Source organism: Alteromonas sp. KUL49 (genome assembly GCF_006538345.1).
Lineage (GTDB): Bacteria > Pseudomonadota > Gammaproteobacteria > Enterobacterales > Alteromonadaceae > Alteromonas.
On record NZ_BJKL01000005.1, the window covers coordinates 47,195 to 64,744 of the forward strand.

General features: G+C 45.0%; 16 protein-coding genes. 15 read left to right on the forward strand and 1 reads right to left on the reverse strand.

Features of this window, described 5'->3' with window-relative positions; genetic code table 11:
- The 10 genes from flgC (at position 1) to flgL (ending at position 10,399) form a co-directional block, all read left to right on the forward strand.
- Positions 1-423 carry a flagellar basal body rod protein FlgC gene (gene flgC, locus EYS00_RS09955; protein WP_130636406.1) on the forward strand — a complete coding sequence of 141 codons (423 nt, stop codon included), beginning with the start codon at positions 1-3 and terminating at the stop codon, positions 421-423.
- A gap of 31 nt (positions 424-454) precedes the next feature.
- Positions 455-1,141, forward strand: coding sequence for a flagellar hook assembly protein FlgD (locus tag EYS00_RS09960; protein ID WP_130636407.1), 687 nt, complete (start codon positions 455-457; stop codon positions 1,139-1,141).
- A 14-nt stretch (positions 1,142-1,155) separates the two neighbouring features.
- The gene (flgE, locus tag EYS00_RS09965; protein ID WP_130636408.1) at positions 1,156-2,535 is read left to right on the forward strand and encodes a flagellar hook protein FlgE; all 1,380 of its coding nucleotides are present in this window, start codon (positions 1,156-1,158) and stop codon (positions 2,533-2,535) included.
- A gap of 131 nt (positions 2,536-2,666) precedes the next feature.
- Entirely contained in the window at positions 2,667-3,410 is a 744-nt protein-coding gene (locus tag EYS00_RS09970; RefSeq protein WP_130636409.1) for a flagellar basal body rod protein FlgF, read from the forward strand.
- Between the two features lie 48 nt (positions 3,411-3,458).
- Positions 3,459-4,247, forward strand: a complete 789-nt coding sequence (gene flgG / locus EYS00_RS09975) for a flagellar basal-body rod protein FlgG (RefSeq protein WP_130636410.1) — start codon at positions 3,459-3,461, stop codon at positions 4,245-4,247.
- Positions 4,248-4,261: 14 nt separating this feature from the next.
- Positions 4,262-4,942: a flagellar basal body L-ring protein FlgH gene (gene flgH, locus EYS00_RS09980; protein WP_130636411.1), complete on the forward strand. Its 681-nt coding sequence runs from the start codon at positions 4,262-4,264 to the stop codon at positions 4,940-4,942.
- An 18-nt stretch (positions 4,943-4,960) separates the two neighbouring features.
- Entirely contained in the window at positions 4,961-6,073 is a 1,113-nt protein-coding gene (locus EYS00_RS09985) for a flagellar basal body P-ring protein FlgI (RefSeq protein WP_130636412.1), read from the forward strand.
- Positions 6,073-7,023 carry a flagellar assembly peptidoglycan hydrolase FlgJ gene (gene flgJ / locus EYS00_RS09990; RefSeq protein WP_130636413.1) on the forward strand — a complete coding sequence of 317 codons (951 nt, stop codon included), beginning with the start codon at positions 6,073-6,075 and terminating at the stop codon, positions 7,021-7,023. The genes EYS00_RS09985 and flgJ overlap by 1 nt, the downstream gene beginning before the upstream one ends.
- Positions 7,024-7,039: 16 nt before the next feature.
- On the forward strand, positions 7,040-9,169 hold the full coding sequence (gene flgK, locus EYS00_RS09995; RefSeq protein WP_130636414.1) for a flagellar hook-associated protein FlgK: 2,130 nt from the start codon (positions 7,040-7,042) through the stop codon (positions 9,167-9,169).
- A gap of 6 nt (positions 9,170-9,175) precedes the next feature.
- The gene (flgL, locus tag EYS00_RS10000) at positions 9,176-10,399 is read left to right on the forward strand and encodes a flagellar hook-associated protein FlgL (protein WP_130636415.1); all 1,224 of its coding nucleotides are present in this window, start codon (positions 9,176-9,178) and stop codon (positions 10,397-10,399) included.
- Here the strand turns inward: flgL and EYS00_RS10005 are convergent.
- On the reverse strand, positions 10,376-11,371 hold the full coding sequence (locus tag EYS00_RS10005; RefSeq protein ID WP_130636416.1) for a hypothetical protein: 996 nt from the start codon (positions 11,369-11,371) through the stop codon (positions 10,376-10,378). The genes flgL and EYS00_RS10005 overlap by 24 nt on opposite strands.
- A gap of 226 nt (positions 11,372-11,597) precedes the next feature.
- On the opposite strand from EYS00_RS10005, the gene EYS00_RS10010 reads away from it, so the two are divergent.
- From EYS00_RS10010 to fliD, 5 genes are all read left to right on the forward strand, one after another.
- Complete coding sequence (locus EYS00_RS10010; RefSeq protein ID WP_130636417.1) at positions 11,598-12,443, forward strand: flagellin; 846 nt, start codon at positions 11,598-11,600, stop codon at positions 12,441-12,443.
- A 649-nt stretch (positions 12,444-13,092) separates the two neighbouring features.
- Positions 13,093-13,938: a flagellin gene (locus EYS00_RS10015; RefSeq protein WP_130636418.1), complete on the forward strand. Its 846-nt coding sequence runs from the start codon at positions 13,093-13,095 to the stop codon at positions 13,936-13,938.
- A gap of 732 nt (positions 13,939-14,670) precedes the next feature.
- On the forward strand, positions 14,671-15,510 hold the full coding sequence (locus EYS00_RS10020; protein WP_130636419.1) for a flagellin: 840 nt from the start codon (positions 14,671-14,673) through the stop codon (positions 15,508-15,510).
- 89 nt (positions 15,511-15,599) lie between these two features.
- A complete protein-coding gene (locus EYS00_RS10025) occupies positions 15,600-16,091 on the forward strand; it encodes a flagellar protein FlaG (protein WP_130636420.1) in 492 nt (163 codons plus the stop codon).
- A 17-nt stretch (positions 16,092-16,108) separates the two neighbouring features.
- Positions 16,109-17,545 carry a flagellar filament capping protein FliD gene (fliD, locus tag EYS00_RS10030; protein WP_130636421.1) on the forward strand — a complete coding sequence of 479 codons (1,437 nt, stop codon included), beginning with the start codon at positions 16,109-16,111 and terminating at the stop codon, positions 17,543-17,545.
- The last annotated feature ends 5 nt before the right edge of the window (positions 17,546-17,550 follow it).

Below are 17,550 nucleotides of genomic sequence, written 5' to 3' on the forward strand. Positions count from 1 at the left end.
ATGAGTCTATTTAACGTGATGGAAATTTCCAGCACTGGAATGAAGGCAGAGAGCGTACGACTGAATACTACCGCCAGTAATATCGCAAATGCTAATACTGTTGGCAGTAGTTACAACGAGACATATCGCGCCCGCCAACCTGTGTTTGCTACTGAGCTTCAACGCGCTATCGACGGTCAGTCAATGGGAGCAGGTGTCCAAGTTAAAGGGATTGTCGAAAGTGATGCCCCGTTGCAAGTAGAGTACGCTCCTCACAATCCATTAGCCGACGAGAACGGTTATATCTACAAACCCAATGTTAATGTTGTAGAAGAGATGGCAAACATGATGTCGGCGTCCAAAGCCTACGAGACCAATGTCCAAGTCGCTGACACAACTAAAAGAATATTCCGTCGTGTGCTACAGCTCGGACAAGGGCAATAAGTTGCCACCTGGTTGAAGGAAGGAATTTATCGTGAACACTATTAACAACACAGGTCTAAATACGGATTTGTATTGGCAAGAAGAAACCGTACCGGTTGCAGATGGAACAGAACAGACGCTATCGCAAGAGGATTTCTTCGCCATGTTGACCGAGCAGTTGGCTAACCAAGATCCAACGAAGCCTGTAGATAACGACCAAATGGTAGCTCAGATGACGTCGTTTACTATGGCCGATGGTATTACTCAGCTCAACGAGAGCTTTAATGACTTCGCAGCATCCATGACCTCGAATCAAGCACTTCAAGCGTCAAGTTTGATAGGTCAAGATGTCCTAGTGCAAGGCAACGTGGGCCATATGGCTAACGAGGGAGATGGCCTGTCTGGTGTGGTGGTTAACGACCAAACTATTCAGAACATGACAATCACTATAGAAAATCAGTTTGGTGAAGTGATTAAAACTATTGATGCAGGTACACAAGCTGCAGGAAATATCGAGTTCAGCTGGGATGGTAAAGATGCTCAAGGCAACAATATGCCCCCAGGTGACTATGTAATTAAAGCGAATGGCGATGCCAATGGTGAAGGTGTGCAACTGGCCACCGCGGTAAATCGTCATGTTGACAGTGTGAGTTTGGCCGGAAGTGGTCAAAGTATTATTTTGAATTTGGATGGTGACGTGAGTATCAGTTTAGACGACGTCATTCAAATCGGTAGCTAGTAGGAGAAGAGAATATGTCTTTTAATATTGCTTTAAGTGGTGTCGCGGCTTCTCAAAAAGATTTGGATGTCACCGCGAATAACATTGCTAACGTAAACACCGTAGGCTTTAAAGAGTCTCGTGCAGAATTTGGCGACGTTTTTGCCGCCTCACTACTGGCTGGTGGTAAAACCAAAGTCGGTGATGGTGTGCTTACACAAGAAGTCGCACAGCAGTTTTCCCAAGGTAGTTTGCAGTTTACTAACAATGCGCTTGACCTAGCGGTAACTGGGACCGGTTTTTTCGCCACAGTACCAGATATTGCCTCTAGCGATTTCTCGTTTACTCGTGCCGGTCAGTTTAAGCTAGACAATGACAATTTTGTGGTAAACAGCAGTGGTGACAACCTACTGGGCTTTCCAGTGAACTCGGATGGCACAAGCTCATCAGTTGCACTGAGTACCACTGAACCTGTGCGCATTCCTGATTCTTCAGGCTCTCCTACTCAAACCTCTGAAGTTGATATTCGTATGAACTTACCAGCAGGAGATAGCGCATTAGATCCCACACAGTTCGATCCAGAGGATCCGTCTTCTTACAATGCATCTACGTCTGTAACCGTCTATGATTCATTGGGCGACAGTCATGTGATGACCTATTACTTCGTTAAGGACAATGCAGCAACTAATGAATGGTATGTGGCCACAGCAGTTGATGACCAATTAGTAGATATGGTTAACTCAGACGGTACGGACTCTGACCCGGCAACGGCGACCAATGCGCTCGGTACAGCCACCGGTAATGGTGTTACCGCAGCTAAACTTATCTTTACTCAAGGTGGTGATTTCTCAGCGATGCAAGCACCGGATGGTGTTACTACATCAGACTTTAAGATTACCACTGAAGCATTAGGCGCAGGTATTCTTGCTAATGGTTCAGATGCAACCCAGCAAATTGCTATTGATTTTAACCTTGATCCAGCAAGCGCAACCACCACCGAGCCAACACAGTTTGCATCAGCATTTGAAGTGACTTCACTTGAGCAAAACGGTTTACCAGTGGGTAGATTAACAGGTATTGAGATCAGTCCTGATGGTTTGGTACGTGCGACTTTCTCTAACGGTACTTCTGAGCCAATTGTTCGTGTAGCACTCGTACGTTTCTCCAATGAGCAAGGCCTTACTCAGCAAAGCAGTACCCAGTGGAAAGAGAGTATTCTTTCTGGTGAAGCACTGGCTGGAGAGGCAACTACAGGTACCTTTGGTGAAATTAATTCGTCTGCACTTGAGCAGGCCAACGTTAATCTTACCACTGAGCTTATCGACATGATTATCGCTCAGAGAAACTTCCAGGCTAACTCGCGAGCACTAGAAGTTAATAACCAGTTGAATCAGACAATACTGAATATCCGATAGTATTTAAACTGACACAGTGGCCGCTATTTCAGCGGCCTTTTTTATTTTCCTCCCTATCACCCCCGAAACAGCATGTTGGCATTTGGCTTGCAATCGTAGAGATACGTTTAAATAAGAGTCAAAAGTTAGTCATGGACAAACTCCTCTATATCGCAGCCAGTGGTGCCTCACAGAACCTCTTGGGTACGTCGGTCAGAGCTAATAATCTGGCTAACTCACAGACCACGGGTTTCCGCGCACAACTCGAACAGGCAAGGTCAATGCCGGCCTACGGCGAAGGTTTGCCGACTCGCGTGTTCGCAATGACAGAAAGCCCGTCAAATAATTATGAATCTGGTCCAATGATTCAAACCGGGCGAGAACTAGATGTTGCTATTCAAGGCGACGGTTGGTTTGCGGTTCAAGATCAGTTTGGACAAGAGGCCTATTCGAGAAACGGTAATTTTCAACTGGGCGATGACGGTATTTTGACAGATGTTCATGGCCGCGTAGTACTGGGTGAAAACGGTCCAATCTTTTTACCAGTTCCACTTGATAACCTCGATATTGGCATTGATGGCTCGTTGTCAATGCGTCAACTAGGTGCCCCAGAAACTGTCATCGAAGATATCGGTCGATTAAAGCTGGTTAGCCCTAATTATCGCGACATGGAGCGTGGCGAAGACGGTCTCTTTCGTATGAAAGACGGCTCGATTGCCCTCGAGAGTGAGAACGTAAACATTATGTCGGGCATGCTTGAAGGCTCTAACGTGAATGCTATCGATGAAATGGTAAGCATGATCAGTTTACAGCGAAATTATGAGCTTCAAGTCAAAATGATGAAGCAAGCACAAGAGCTTGATACACGCGGCAACATGTTGCTTCGAATTATTTAATGAAATGAGTATTGGCATTGCATCATTGAGCAATGCTAGGAGGTTGATATGCATCCTGCGTTATGGATTAGTAAAACTGGTCTTGATGCCGCACAAACTGATGTTTCTGTGGTATCAAACAACTTGGCCAACGCATCTACCGTTGGCTTCAAGAAGGACCGCGCCATATTTGAAGATTTGCTGTACCAAAATATCAATCAACCCGGTGGCCGGTCTTCTGCTGATACTGAGTTACCTTCAGGTCTGATGCTAGGTGCGGGTTCAAAAGTGGTTGCCACCCAAAAGGCGCATACACAAGGTAACCTTTTGACCACTGACAATTCGTTGGATATGTCTATTCAAGGCCGCGGATACTTTGAAATCCTTCAGCCTGACGGTTCTATTGCGTACACCAGAAACGGTCAGTTTACCCTCAATGACCAGGGGCAAATAGTCACCCCTGGCGCTGGCTTCTTGTTACAGCCAGCGATTGCCATTCCTGAAGATGCACAGCAGATAACGATTTCTCAAGACGGAGAAGTGAGTGCAACGGTGCGAGGTCAAGCAGATCCTCAGGTGCTCGGGCAAATGAATATCTCTGACTTTATCAACCCAACAGGGTTGCAACCCATTGGACAAAACCTATTTGTGGAAACGGCCGTGAGCGGAGCGCCTATTCAAGGTATTCCAGGGCTTCAAGGACTAGGCACTATTTCACAAGGTACCCTTGAAACATCCAATGTGAACGTTACCGAAGAATTGGTAAATCTGATTGAAAGTCAGCGCTTGTATGAGATGAACTCGAAAGTTATCTCATCTGTTGACCAGATGCTTGGTCAGGTAATTCAGCAACTTTAGTGATGGGTAGTGTTATGCGTATTCTCTCCTTGTTGGCAATTTTTATCATACTGAGTGGGTGTGGCAGTACCATGCAAACACCCGTTCGTGCCGATGACCCCATGTTTGCTCCCGTAATCCCAGAGTACCCTAGAGAGCAAATTGTTGAAGATGGCTCACTGTTCAGCCAGCAACGAGCGAACAGCTTATACGCAGACGTCACAGCACGCAGAGTAGGCGATATCATATCAGTCACCTTGAGTGAAAATACCAATGCAATAAAAGCGGCAGGCTCTACTACGTCAAGAGACTCCACGGTAAACATTAATCCCATCACTGGTTTAGGTGGATTAAATGCTTCCGTTGGTGGTGATTCCATTCAACTTGGTGTTGCCACTGATAACGAGTTTGCCGGTGATGCGGCCGCTAATCAGAGTAATAGCCTAACGGGTAGTATTTCTGTGACCGTTGTTGAGGTGCTACCCAACGATAACCTCGTCATTCGCGGTGAGAAATGGATCACCCTCAACCACGGTGATGAATACATACGTCTAACGGGCATTATACGACCTGCTGACGTAAGCCCTATCAACGAAATAGTTTCGACAAAAGTTGCCAACGCTCGCATTCAATATAGCGGTACCGGTAGCTTTGCAAGAGCACAGGAAAAAGGCTGGTTATCTAAGTTCTTCGCGTCTTCGTGGTTCCCGCTTTAATTAGCACGAGAGGTTAATATGCGCAGTTTCATCATATTCAAAATACTCATATTGACGTTGATAGCGGGTCAAGCTTACGCTCAGAGAATTAAAGATGTCGCCAGTATTCAAGGTATACGAAGCAACCAGTTGGTCGGTTACGGGCTGGTTGTAGGCTTGCCTGGAACTGGAGAGCAAAGCCCGTTCACAGAACAGAGCTTTAGAACCATGCTGAGTAACTTTGGCATCAGCTTAGACGCAAACACAAAGCCAAAAATTAAGAACGTTGCAGCGGTAGCCGTTCATGCAGACTTACCTGCATTTTCAAAACCCGGTCAAACCATTGACGTCACCGTGTCTTCTGTTGGCGAGGCTAGCAGTTTGCAAGGTGGTACTTTATTACAAACTTTCCTTCGTGGCGTGGACGGCAAAATATATGCAGTAGCTCAAGGGAGTTTGGTGGTAAGCGGTTTTGGTGCCCAAGGCGGCGATGGTTCGCGAATTGTAGTGAATACACCCACGGTAGGCCGCATTCCTAATGGCGCTATGGTAGAACAAGAAGTTCGCAGTGGTTTTGCCAATGGCGATACACTGACACTCAACCTTCACTATCCAGATTTTTCTACGGCAAAGCGATTGGCGGATACCATTAATGAAAGGTTTGGAGCGCAACCCGAGAGTGGTTATAGCATTGCAACGCCTATCGATGCTGCGTCAGTGCGTGTTTCAGCACCACGAGACGTCGGTCAGCGTGTAGGTTTTCTAGCAACACTCGAAAACTTTGAATTCACGCCTGCGGACGCTCCTGCTCGTGTTGTCATAAACAGTCGCACAGGCACCATCGTTATCGGACAAGACGTACGACTACTTCCAGCCGCGATTACTCATGGTGGGTTGACCGTTACTATCGCTGAAAACCAACAAGTGTCACAACCCAATACCTTTGGTGATGGCGATACGGTCGTTACTACACAGTCTATTGTTGATATTGATTTGAGCGACAGCCGCATGTTCAAGTTTGAGCCGGGTGTGACACTCGACCAATTAGTTCGAGCAGTAAACGAAGTAGGAGCTGCACCGGGCGACTTGATGGCGATACTCGAAGCGCTTCGCCAAGCAGGTGCGTTGCGTGGCGAATTGGTGATCATCTAATGGATGCGTTAAATACTCAAAATCAGTTAGAAATGGCGCGTAATGTCCATGACTTGGGCAGTATCAACACCATGCGTGAAGCTATTGCTTCTGGTGATGAAGGGGTATTGAAAGAGGCGGCACAGCAGTTCGAAGCTATTTTTGTTCAGATGATGCTCAAATCAATGAGAAAAGCACAAGATGCTTTGGCTGACGAGAATAGCCCATTTAATTCACAGCAAGTGAAGTTCTACCGTGATATGCACGACCAACAGCTTGCGAACGATTTGTCTTCAGGTGGCGGTATGGGCCTTGCCGACCTCATTGTTAAGCAGTTGGGTCAGCAAGACGATAGTTATCGACCTGCAAGCACTATCCGTAGTGATGGTGACTTTGCCTCTCTTAACGCTATGCGAAGAGCTGCCACCAGAGAGCTGTCGGAAAGCGCGATAAGCTCAAACAGTATGGGTGTGAGCAATGCAACTAAAACCGCTATGTTCAGCTCTCCCGAAGACTTCATTGATACCTTGCGACCCATTGCAGAGAAGGTAGCGCAAGACTTTGGACTAGACCCGAAAGCGATGATTGCACAAGCGGCCGTTGAGACAGGTTGGGGTAAATACGTTATTCACAATACTCAAGGCAACAGTAGTCACAATTTGTTTGGTATTAAAGCCAACAACGGGTGGCAAGGTGAGCAAGTGACGGTAAGTACGCTCGAATTTGTCGACCAAATACCGCAACAGCAAAAAGCCGCTTTCAGGCAGTACGACTCTATTGAAAGCGCAATGCGTGACTACGCGAACTTTATTACTTCGCAGCCTCGATACGCTCAAGCAGTCGACAATGCTGGTGACGCAAAGCAGTACACACAAGCTCTTCAAGATGCGGGGTACGCTACGGATCCAAATTACGCTAAGAAAATCATGAGCGTTTACAGCAGTGACCGCCTCGGCGCGAGAATGCCATGAGTAGAAGGGTAATTTTATGAGTTCAGTAGATTTATTTACGCTTGCCAACAGTGGTGTTACTGCCAGCAGCAAGCTATTACAAACGACCAGTAACAACATTGCTAACGTCAATACGCAAGGTTATACCCGAGAGCGTACCGAGTTAGAAAATAGCCACGTTTTTGGTGTTGAAGTCGGTAGTACCGAGCGAATCGTGAATACGTTCGCTCAAAATCAGCTACGTCGTGATATCACGCAAGTGGGTGAATTGGAGGCATTTTCAACGAAAACCTCTCTGCTTGACGATATGCTTGCGAATGAATCTAATTCGTTATCGGCGGGGTTGAGTGGCTTTTTCAGTGCTCTACAAACTGCCTCTGACGACCCCACAAATTTAGCTTCCCGTGAACAAGTGTTGGGTAGTGCGGAGTCTCTTTACAAGCGCATGGGTGTACTCACCGACTTTATGGCACAGAGAGAAGACGAGCTCAACGACGAGATAATGTCAGAAGTGAATCGCGCTAACAGCTTGATTCAGAGCATCGGGGTATTGAACAAAAATATTATTGTCGCCAATGGTAACAATACGAGTGAGCAGCCAACGGCGCTTCTCAATGAGCGTGACCAAGCTATCAACGAGCTTGCGGCCATTATGTCAATTGAAGTGAGAGAGAGTACTCAGCAAAACGGTGCTGTGATGATAAACCTTACTTCTGGCGACTCTCTGGTTCTTGAGAATGGTACGTTTAACCTATTTGATGTGACCAGTGACGCTGATTTAACGTTCAAGCAACTTAGCTTGTCTACGGATTTTGGTTCCGACACAAAAAACGACACATCAATAAACGTGTTCGAATCTGAATTGGGTGGAAGTTTGGGTGGTTTGTTTAGATATAGAGATGACGTACTAGGACCTGCTATGCGGGACGTTGGTCAGCTTTCTCTAGCTTTCGCTGATGCACTTAATGCCCAAAATAACCTTGGTATGGACCTAGATGGCCAGCTTGGCAATGACGTATTCACCATGCCAGTGTTTCAGGGGCTAAATTATGAGGGGACACCAGGCACTCAAGAAATATTTGCCCAAGTCACAGAAGGCAAAGGAAGCGAACTTACCGATGCAGATTATCGCATTGAAGTGACTAATGTTGCAGCGGGTGTGCCTACTGAAGTGGAAGTGACCTTACTCAATAGTGACGGTACACCGCAAACTGATGGTAGTGGTAATGATTTGGTGTTCTCGAATGTTGCGATAACCACGGGATACAACGAGATTGCTGGTGGTATCGAAATAGAATTTACGACGGGAAGTGGCTACAGCATTGGCGATAGTTTCTTGCTTCAACCCACTAAAAATGCTGCCACTGAAATAGATTTTGCCACCAAAAGAGCAGAAGATCTTGCTTTTGCTGCGCCCATACGGGTCGATGCGGACATCAATAACTTAGGTGGAGCTCAAGTCATTGGTGTGTCCATCACTAACACGGAAGTGGGAACAGGTAATGACCAGTCTGCCTTTGACGGCGCTGGTGGTATTCACGACCTAGCTGGCTCTCCGAGTACTTCTTTTGGAGCGCCTGCGCAAATTGTTTTTACCTCAGAGACGAGTTTCGAAGTACTGGATGGAGAAAGTCCAGCAAACGTTATTACCACGGTGAGTGGTGTAACCGATTTGAATAATCTGCTAGCTCAAGCCGAAGCGAATGGTACTGGGCCTGCATGGCCTACGGCATTCTCATCTCTGGATGATTATCCCGGTTATGATGTTAGCTTGGAAGGTGTCCCCGCCGCGGGAGATACCTTTACGCTGAGTTACAATACTGACGGGTTTAACGACAACACAAATGCATTGTCGTTGGCTTCATTACAAGGCGAAAAACTCGTACAGTTAAGTAGTGAATCTACCAACGAGCAACGCAGTTTTCATGATGCTTATGCATCACTTGTAGGGCGAATCGGTGAAGATGCAGCTACGGCCAATGTGTCTTTGCAAGCTGCAGAGGCCATGCAAGCACAATCCGAAAACTGGTTTGAATCAGTTTCTGGTGTAAGCTTGGATGAAGAGGCATCTAACCTGATCAAGTACCAACAGTCGTATGCTGCAGCGGCGAGGATCTTGAGCACAGCACAAGAATTGTTTAGCACCATCTTGCAGGCTGCGAGGTAGTAAAAAATGCGCATATCTACTAATCAAATTTATGACCAGAATATTCGTTCGATTATGGATAATCAAACGGGGTTGGTTAGTACGCAGCAACAGTTGGCTACTGGTAAACGTATCAATAGTCCCTCTGATGACCCAGTTGGTGCTGCAAAAGTGCTTCGTATTGCCGAAGAGTTGGATTCACTCGACCAGTATCAGCGCAATATTGATTTGTTTACGAATGCTTTGGAGCAACAAGAAGCGGTACTAACCAATATAACCAACTCGGTTAATCGTGCTAGAACACTAATAGTTCAGTCTGGCTCAGGTATTCTCACCGACACCGATAGGGCATCTATTGGCTCAGAGCTCGAACAAATTCGACAAGAAGTGTTCGACTTAATGAACTCGCAAGACGCAGACGGACACTATATTTACGCTGGGTTTCAATCGGGCAATCAAGCGTTTACCTACAATCCCTCTGCCACCGGAAACACCGTTGAGTTTGCGGGTGATGGTGGTAACAATTTTATGAAACTCTCGAACAGTGCGAGTATCCAATCGACAACCAGTGGCCAAGAGGTTTTTGAGAACGTTTTAGCACGTTATGATTTCACTGTAACAGCAAATACAGTAACGAATTTAGAGTCTGCAATTATCAAAGAGCAAGGCACACATGATACCTTCTTCGATAGAAATTATGACTCTAGTACCGCCGCCAACAATGACTATCAAATTACCATACTCGCCACTGGCCAAGCTGAGCTGAGAAACACGGGAACAGGTACGGTTGTCGATACGGTAAACTTCACATCGGGCGAGCCCTTTGTGGTTAAGGGGCTATCCTTTACCGCTGATGCAGCCGTAGGTGACACCATTGACTTCTCTCTAGACGCGCCTGAAAAGAAAAGTATTGCGCAAGCGCTTGATGAAATGACTAATATTTTGATGGACAGCACGGTTGAAGGTAGTCAACTTCAAGAATCAATCGCTGATGCTCTCGTTAACATTGATAATGGCCTAGAAAAAATCTCCATTGAACGTGCGTCGATTGGTGGCCGCTTGAATGTTGCCGAGTCATTGTATGAAAGTAATTTGGATTTAGAAATTTCAGCAAAAGCAGCCCGTTCTTCAATTGAAGATGTGGATTATGCTGAAGCGTCTACTGAATTTGCTCGTCAAGAAACTGCGCTCAACGCAGCATTGGCATCTTTTCCTCAAGTGGCTAATTTAAGTTTGTTCAATTACATCTAACAGCGCATCCAAACCGCAAATTTCTGCACAATACACAGACGTTTGGTCATCTTCGTGACTGGAATAATAAGACAAATAAGCCGTATCTTTTACTACACATAGTCCAGGGTAACTATTGTCTCCTGCACTAGGTAATGTCAGCATTTCGGTAAGACTGGGAACCTTGGTATCGAGTAACCAGATTTTCGTTGTGAGCTTGTCGTCGTCTTTTTCATCCCAATCCCTTCCCGCAACTAAGAAAAAATTTGCCGCTAGCACAGTCATTGCTGGGCCGCCGATATAAATTCCTAAATCTTTCCAGTGCCAGTCGGTATACGGTGGTTTTGAAAAGCCCAGTTTTGCGGAATATGAGTCAGCATCTCGGCGGACGATAGCGTTGGCATTATCAGTACTGTCGAACAGTATATGACTTTCGTTCGGGTAACCTGCTTCGTGTTTATCGAGCGAGAGCACTTCAGCCGCAAGCAATGTCATTTTGGATGTGGGATCACCGCGATAGATATTGAGTTGTTCATCTGCACGTTTGTAACCGAAGCCGTAGGCAGTGTTCTTATGCCAAGTACTCCTCCAAATCCAATAGTCACTCTGAGAAAAAACGACCGGCTCATTCCAATCATCGCCATTATCTGAATAGAAAGACACCATGCGAATGTTAAGCCCGGGTTTATCCGTAAATTTGCTTTTTGCGTAAGCGGTGACGATTAGCCGTTCCCCATTGAAAACAAATTTTGGATCTCTGAGATCAGTGTTTGTCATTTTTAAAGTAATGTTCCCAATGACTGACAGACTCTGAGTTAATTTTTGAATGCGAATTACACCGTCCATACTCACGTGATCTTCAGCCTCTCGGTAACAACACAGGAATTGTAATGAACTCATAGAAAAAGGGTTATTAATCAGATCGGTAAAGGCGCAATGCTTGGCCGACGAAGAGATCTTTTTTACCTGTTTGATATCGAGAATGTTATCCACTACAGCACCGAAAATACGTCAATTAATGTCTCATTATAGGGGCAAGATTTTTCCACACTACGGCAATTTTTGGATTTTTTACTAAAGAGCCTCTTGATTGTGTCGATACAGATTACGAGAGAGCCAGTTCATCAATTACCCCTCAGGTGTTGATGACTACCATTATAGTAATTGCCGGAATACCGGCAGCCAGTCTTTTTTTGACTGGGAGTGTAGGAGAGACTTTATGTCTATGTACGTTAACACCAATGTGTCTTCATTGAATGCACAACGTCAGTTATTTGATGTTAGCAATTCATTGAGCACATCATTCGAACGTTTGTCGTCGGGTTTTCGTATCAACAGCGCTGCTGATGATGCTGCCGGTCTTCAAATCACCGACCGTATGACTTCTCAAGTCCAAGGTCTTAACCAAGCTGTTCGTAACGCTAATGATGCGATCTCACTATCGCAAACTGCGGAAGGAGCTTTGCAAGAAACAACTACTGCTTTGCAACGTATCCGTACTTTAGCAATCCAGTCACAAAACGGAATCAACACTTCTGCTGACCGTACTGCGCTTCAAAAAGAAGTTTCAGCACTAAGAACAGAAATCTCACGTATTGCAACAACTACACAGTTCGCTGGTGTTGGCATACTTTCTGGAGAGTTTTCGGCAAAATTCCTCGTTGGTGCTAACTCAGGGCAAACCATTTCAGTTAACTTATCGAGTCAGGCATTAACCAGAGCGGGCGTTGATGGATTTAGTGCAACTGGTTTGGGTGTTACTGACAGCGATGTTTTGACTGCGTCAAACGCTTCAGCCATGCTTGCAGATGTAGATACTGCCATTTCTGCTATCGGTGGTCTTCGTGCTGATTTAGGTGCGCTTCAAAATCGTTTCCAATCTACGATTCGTAACCTAAGCAATATTTCTGAAAACGTTTCTGCTGCTCGTTCACGTATCAAAGACACTGACTTTGCTACTGAAACTGCAGAGCTGACACGTAATCAGATTCTACAGCAGGCGAGTACTACTGTTTTGTCACAGGCTAACCAGCGTCCTCAGGCTGCATTGCAGTTATTAGGTTAAACCTAGTGAAAAAAACAGGGGCCAGGAGGTAGTGATCCTTTAGGTACTTGTAGCAATCGTTCTGTAATCAGAATGAATAAAGGTCGACATAATGTCGGCCTTTTTTATTGCCCAAATTAAATCACAATTTTTTCAAATTTTCCTAAAGTAATTCCCTGTTTTGAACGATAACTAGTTTAAAGGGGGGAATGTTGTTAATCCTTCCACTTAAGTAAGAAAATAAGCTTTAACTGCGTTTTATATGCGAGATGTGTTGTTGTTAGTTTACTTTCTTATGCTTCTAAAGTTATTTGATTTCAGTGCTTTAACATTAGAAAAATTATTTTTAATAAATTAGTTAAGTAAAATGATTTAAAGCCGATAAAGAAATAAGTTTAGAGATGAATGGCTACCCGCTGAAAGGAAGCTGCTAACCGGCGAGATTGAAGCCAGGAGGTAGTGAGAGGTTTGAGGTTCTGGAACAACAAACCCACCGGTCAGCAATGAGAAAGCATAAAGCTAACTCAATGTAGCAAAGCTTTTCGGAGTGACCGAAAAGCGCCAGTAAATTACCACTGGCATCTTAACTAAGCACGATAAGTGCCAATAATTTACTTGATGCGCAAATAATAAAAGCAATAGCGCAATAAAACACTGTTAGGAGAGATCCATGAGTTTATTTGTAAACACCAACGTATCATCGTTGAATGCACAACGTCAGTTATTCACAACGAATGGCAACTTGAACACAGCGTTTGAGCGTTTGTCATCAGGCTTCAGAATTAATAGTGCTGCTGATGATGCTGCCGGCCTACAGATTACCGACAGAATGACGTCACAGGTTCAAGGCTTAAACCAAGCTGTTCGAAACGCAAATGATGGTATTTCTTTGGCGCAAACAGCTGAAGGTGCAATGCAAGAAACAACTACGGCACTGCAACGTATCAGAACGTTGGCGATTCAGTCTCAAAACGGTATTAATACGTCGTCTGACCGCACTGCGCTTCAAAAAGAAGTGTCTGCGCTTAAAACAGAAATTTCACGTATTGCTACAACAACCCAATTTGCTGGTGTAAACGTACTTTCTGGTGAGTTTTCAGCGAAATTCTTAGTGGGTGCAAACGCGGGGCAAACGATTTCTGTAAATCTATCTACTGCCGCACTTACTCGTGCTGGAATCAACGGTTTCAGCGCAACTGGGTTGGGAATTTCAGGCGAAGATGTTTTGTCAGAATCAAACGCTTCAAGCATGTTAGCGGCGATTGACTTAGCGGTATCGGCAATTGGTGGTCTTCGAGCAGACCTTGGTGCGTTACAAAACCGTTTCCAGTCTACTATCAGAAACTTAAGTAACATCTCTGAGAACGTTGCTGCGGCAAGATCGCGTATTAAAGACACCGACTTTGCCACTGAAACGGCAGAACTTACCCGTAACCAGATTCTACAGCAGGCGAGCACAACTATCTTGTCTCAGGCAAACCAGCGTCCACAAGCTGCATTGTCACTACTTGGGTAATTTTTAAAAGGCGTTTTAGGAAGGAGTTGAGAGGCCATCCTAATGAATAAGGCGGCCAAAAGGCCGCCTTACCAAGAGACGTCGACTAACAGGACCGAGAATGTAGAAGTTTTGGTTGAGAGGCCAGTTAATTCCACTATAGTGCCCGCCAGTCGACTTAAACAGATTTGCTCAATCTCCTAACACACGAGCAAATTGGCCGAGATTCATGTCTCGGCCTTTTTTCTTTCCGAGACACTCTTCCAACTTGCGTCGTTCAGTGAGCAACGCTGACAAAACTAGTAAAGCATGTTCTGTGCCAATATGATGAGTTACTCAATTCATGTATTTAGATGACGCTGGAACATAAATCAAGTATCCCGCTTATCAGAAGTTCTCCACACCCTAGCGTTCTCGTTGCACCAGTGTCGAAATTATGAACGCACTTTTGTTCAATTGTCTAGTCATCAAGTTGTGATTAGTGCCAATAAATCTACTTTTTTGTAAATTTTCTCAAAAAAATATAATTATTTTATTCAATTAAAACAGTGACTTGAGTTTTGATTGTGATGTTTTTTAAAAAAAAATCGAAAAAAACTAAAGAACCTCAAGGGATGGCCGATACCTATTGTTGAGGGGTAATTTAATTTACTAAATGAGAGGGGATTAGCAGGGAGTAGTGACCCGCGCTAATTTGAACTGGATGGGTTTGATGATAGCACATGTGTCATCTGATCCCTAGGAGGTAATACAATGACTTTGTACGTAAATACCAATGTGTCTTCATTGAACGCACAACGACAGCTTTTTGACGTAAGTGATAAATTGAGTACGTCATTTGAAAGATTGTCTTCAGGTTTTCGTATCAATAGTGCAGCAGACGATGCAGCTGGCCTGCAGATATCTGACCGTTTAACGTCTCAGGTTCAAGGGTTGAACCAAGCCGTTCGTAACGCTAATGATGCGATTTCACTAACTCAAACCGCTGAGGGAGCGTTGGCTGAGACAACGACTGCACTTCAGCGTATCCGCCAGCTGGCCGTTCAATCTCAAAACGGTATCAACAGCAGCGCGGACCGCAACGCGCTTCAAAAAGAAGTTTCTGCACTGAGAACAGAAATTTCTCGTATTGCTACTGACACCCAGTTTGGTAGTGTTAACTTACTTGACGGAAACTTTTCGGCTAAGTTTCTGGTTGGTGCTAACGGTGGTCAAACCATTTCTGTCAACCTGTCTTCGACGAGCTTAGGCTCTATCAGCGGCTTCAGTTCGACTGGCTTAGGTATCACGAGTAACGGTGTTGATACTGCTGATGGTGCTTCCGCGCTTCTTACAGACATTGACGCTGCAATTTCTGGCATCGGAGCTGTGCGTGCAGACCTTGGTGCTTTGCAGAATCGCTTTCAATCTACTATCAGAAACTTAAGTAGTATTAGTGAGAACTTATCAGGCGCAAGATCTCGTATTCGTGATACTGATTTTGCTTCTGAAACCGCAGATTTAACGCGTAATCAGATTGTTCAGCAGGCATCTGTTTCGGTTCTTAGTCAGGCAAATCAGCGCCCGCAAACAGCGCTTTCATTGCTAGGTTAAGCTATACTTCAACTTACCATGGTTGAGATGTTACGGGTGCTTGCGTAGGCAAGGGCCCGTTTTGTCGTTTCAATGGGAGGGTGGATTTCATGGAAATTGTATCAAATCAGTTTGGCCAAAACTTTGCATCTGACGTCGTAGCGAAGGACGCCGCCAATGCTCCAGCACAACCGCGCCAGAATGCAGTTGTAGAAACAGCACCAGAAGAGCAGCAAAATTTATCGGATCAACAGCCGGGGCGAAACTCTGTCGACTTTCAACAGAGTACACAGCAAACTAGCAACAATACTACTCAAGCTTCTACAAATAGTGCCGATATATCTATACGAGAGGTTGAGAGCGAGTCGCTAAACGAAGCGGTTCGTGAAGTTGAATCGTTTCTTCAAACACAGAACCGTAATTTAACATTCAGTGTTGACGAGGAAACGAGCAAATCAGTAGTAACGGTAAAAGACTCTGAATCTGGTGACGTAATACGGCAAATTCCTTCCGAAGAAGTGCTAAAACTTGCCGAACGTATTCAAGAGCTCCAACAGGATGTAGGTAGCAGTGTGGGAGTTTTTATCAACAACGAGGTTTAATGAGGTCGAGGTAGCTCATGTCTATTCAATCGCTGGGAGTGGGGTCTGGTTTAGCGCTAGATGACCTAGTCAGTCAATTACTAGAGGCTGAAAGACGTCCCAAAGAAGAAGCGCTTACTGCCAAAGAAGAGCAGAATGAAGCTGAGATTTCTGGGCTTGGCCAAATTAAATCCAAATTATCTGACTTCAAAGACTCCGTTGATGAACTCCGCAGTGATGCTGATATCAACGGACGCGAACCCATTATTAGTACACCTTCTGAAGACGAAGATACGTTAACTGCTGAAGCCTCCAACTCAGCGCTTCGTGGTAGTTACGAGATTGTCGTAGAACAACTCGCCACCGGCAGCCGTATTGTTACCGACGATGGTGCATTTACGTCTTCTTCAGATTCCGTGCTCACTTCGGGAACGGGCTCTCTTACCTTTGATGTTGGTGGTAGTGAAAGTTTTACTATCAGTGTTTCCACGGGAATGACATTGACCCAACTCCGAGAAGCCATCAACAACTCTGACGATAATTTCGGTGTTCAAGCGAATATCATCGATACTGGCACAAGTTCTGGTCCAAAACTTGTATTTACTTCTGACTCTACCGGAACCGGTAATGACTTGGTAATTACCAACGACACTGGTGCTGCGGAGTTAGACCGAGTATCTACGACGGGTGGTACAGCAAATATAAGTGCAGGGAACATTACTTCTGCGTCAAACGCAGTAGCGTATATTGATGGTATCCAAGTAGAAAGTGAGAGTAATGAATTCGAAAATACGATTCAAAATGTGTCGTTTGAAGTTCAAGAAGTTTCTTCACTAGATGCCAACGGTGATTTTCAAGCTACTACGCTTGAAATTGGATACGACAGAGATGGTTTAAAAAACAAAATCACAGACTTCATCGACAATTACAACAGCCTCATTAGTGAGATTGACACATTGACTCGTTACGGTCAGTCCGAATTAGAGGATGATGGTGCGCTGGCCGGTGATTCATTGCTCAGAGGAATTCAGAGCGGGCTCGCTTCGATAATTAGTGACAATGTTAACAACTCTCAACTCGGTAGTTTATTCCAGGTTGGTGTTGAGTTTACCGATGACGGCAAACTCGAAATAGGAACGACTGATTTTGGTTTAGGCTCGGGTGAAGAGCGTCTCGACGATGCTATAGAGGATTACTTTGATGATATTGCGACTTTGTTTACAGACGAAGACGATGGTATCGCTACTAAGCTTTATGATTTTGCAGATCAATACACTAACTATAGCGGATTGATTAGTTTACGAGAAAATGCGGCCAAGGAAGAGCGTGACAGTTTGCTTGATGAGCGAGAAACACTTGAGCTTCGGATGTTGAATTACGAAGACATTTTAAGAGATAGATATTTAGGATTAGATTTAACGGTTGCACGGTTGAATCAAACAGGTTCCGCACTTATTGCAGCCTTAGGCGTTTAAAGAGA

Excerpts from the sequence above, each read along its gene's own strand:
- EYS00_RS10020 (WP_130636419.1), top strand. The coding sequence starts at position 14,671 with ATGACTTTGTACGTAAATACCAATGTGTCTTCATTGAACGCACAACGA.
- flgG (WP_130636410.1), top strand. The coding sequence starts at position 3,459 with ATGCATCCTGCGTTATGGATTAGTAAAACTGGTCTTGATGCCGCACAA.
- flgH (WP_130636411.1), top strand. The coding sequence starts at position 4,262 with ATGCGTATTCTCTCCTTGTTGGCAATTTTTATCATACTGAGTGGGTGT.
- flgJ (WP_130636413.1), top strand. The coding sequence starts at position 6,073 with ATGGATGCGTTAAATACTCAAAATCAGTTAGAAATGGCGCGTAATGTC.
- EYS00_RS10010 (WP_130636417.1), top strand. The coding sequence starts at position 11,598 with ATGTCTATGTACGTTAACACCAATGTGTCTTCATTGAATGCACAACGT.
- flgE (WP_130636408.1), top strand. The coding sequence starts at position 1,156 with ATGTCTTTTAATATTGCTTTAAGTGGTGTCGCGGCTTCTCAAAAAGAT.
- flgK (WP_130636414.1), top strand. The coding sequence starts at position 7,040 with ATGAGTTCAGTAGATTTATTTACGCTTGCCAACAGTGGTGTTACTGCC.
- EYS00_RS10015 (WP_130636418.1), top strand. The coding sequence starts at position 13,093 with ATGAGTTTATTTGTAAACACCAACGTATCATCGTTGAATGCACAACGT.
- EYS00_RS09985 (WP_130636412.1), top strand. The coding sequence starts at position 4,961 with ATGCGCAGTTTCATCATATTCAAAATACTCATATTGACGTTGATAGCG.
- fliD (WP_130636421.1), top strand. The coding sequence starts at position 16,109 with ATGTCTATTCAATCGCTGGGAGTGGGGTCTGGTTTAGCGCTAGATGAC.
- EYS00_RS10025 (WP_130636420.1), top strand. The coding sequence starts at position 15,600 with ATGGAAATTGTATCAAATCAGTTTGGCCAAAACTTTGCATCTGACGTC.
- flgC (WP_130636406.1), top strand. The coding sequence starts at position 1 with ATGAGTCTATTTAACGTGATGGAAATTTCCAGCACTGGAATGAAGGCA.
- EYS00_RS09970 (WP_130636409.1), top strand. The coding sequence starts at position 2,667 with ATGGACAAACTCCTCTATATCGCAGCCAGTGGTGCCTCACAGAACCTC.
- flgL (WP_130636415.1), top strand. The coding sequence starts at position 9,176 with ATGCGCATATCTACTAATCAAATTTATGACCAGAATATTCGTTCGATT.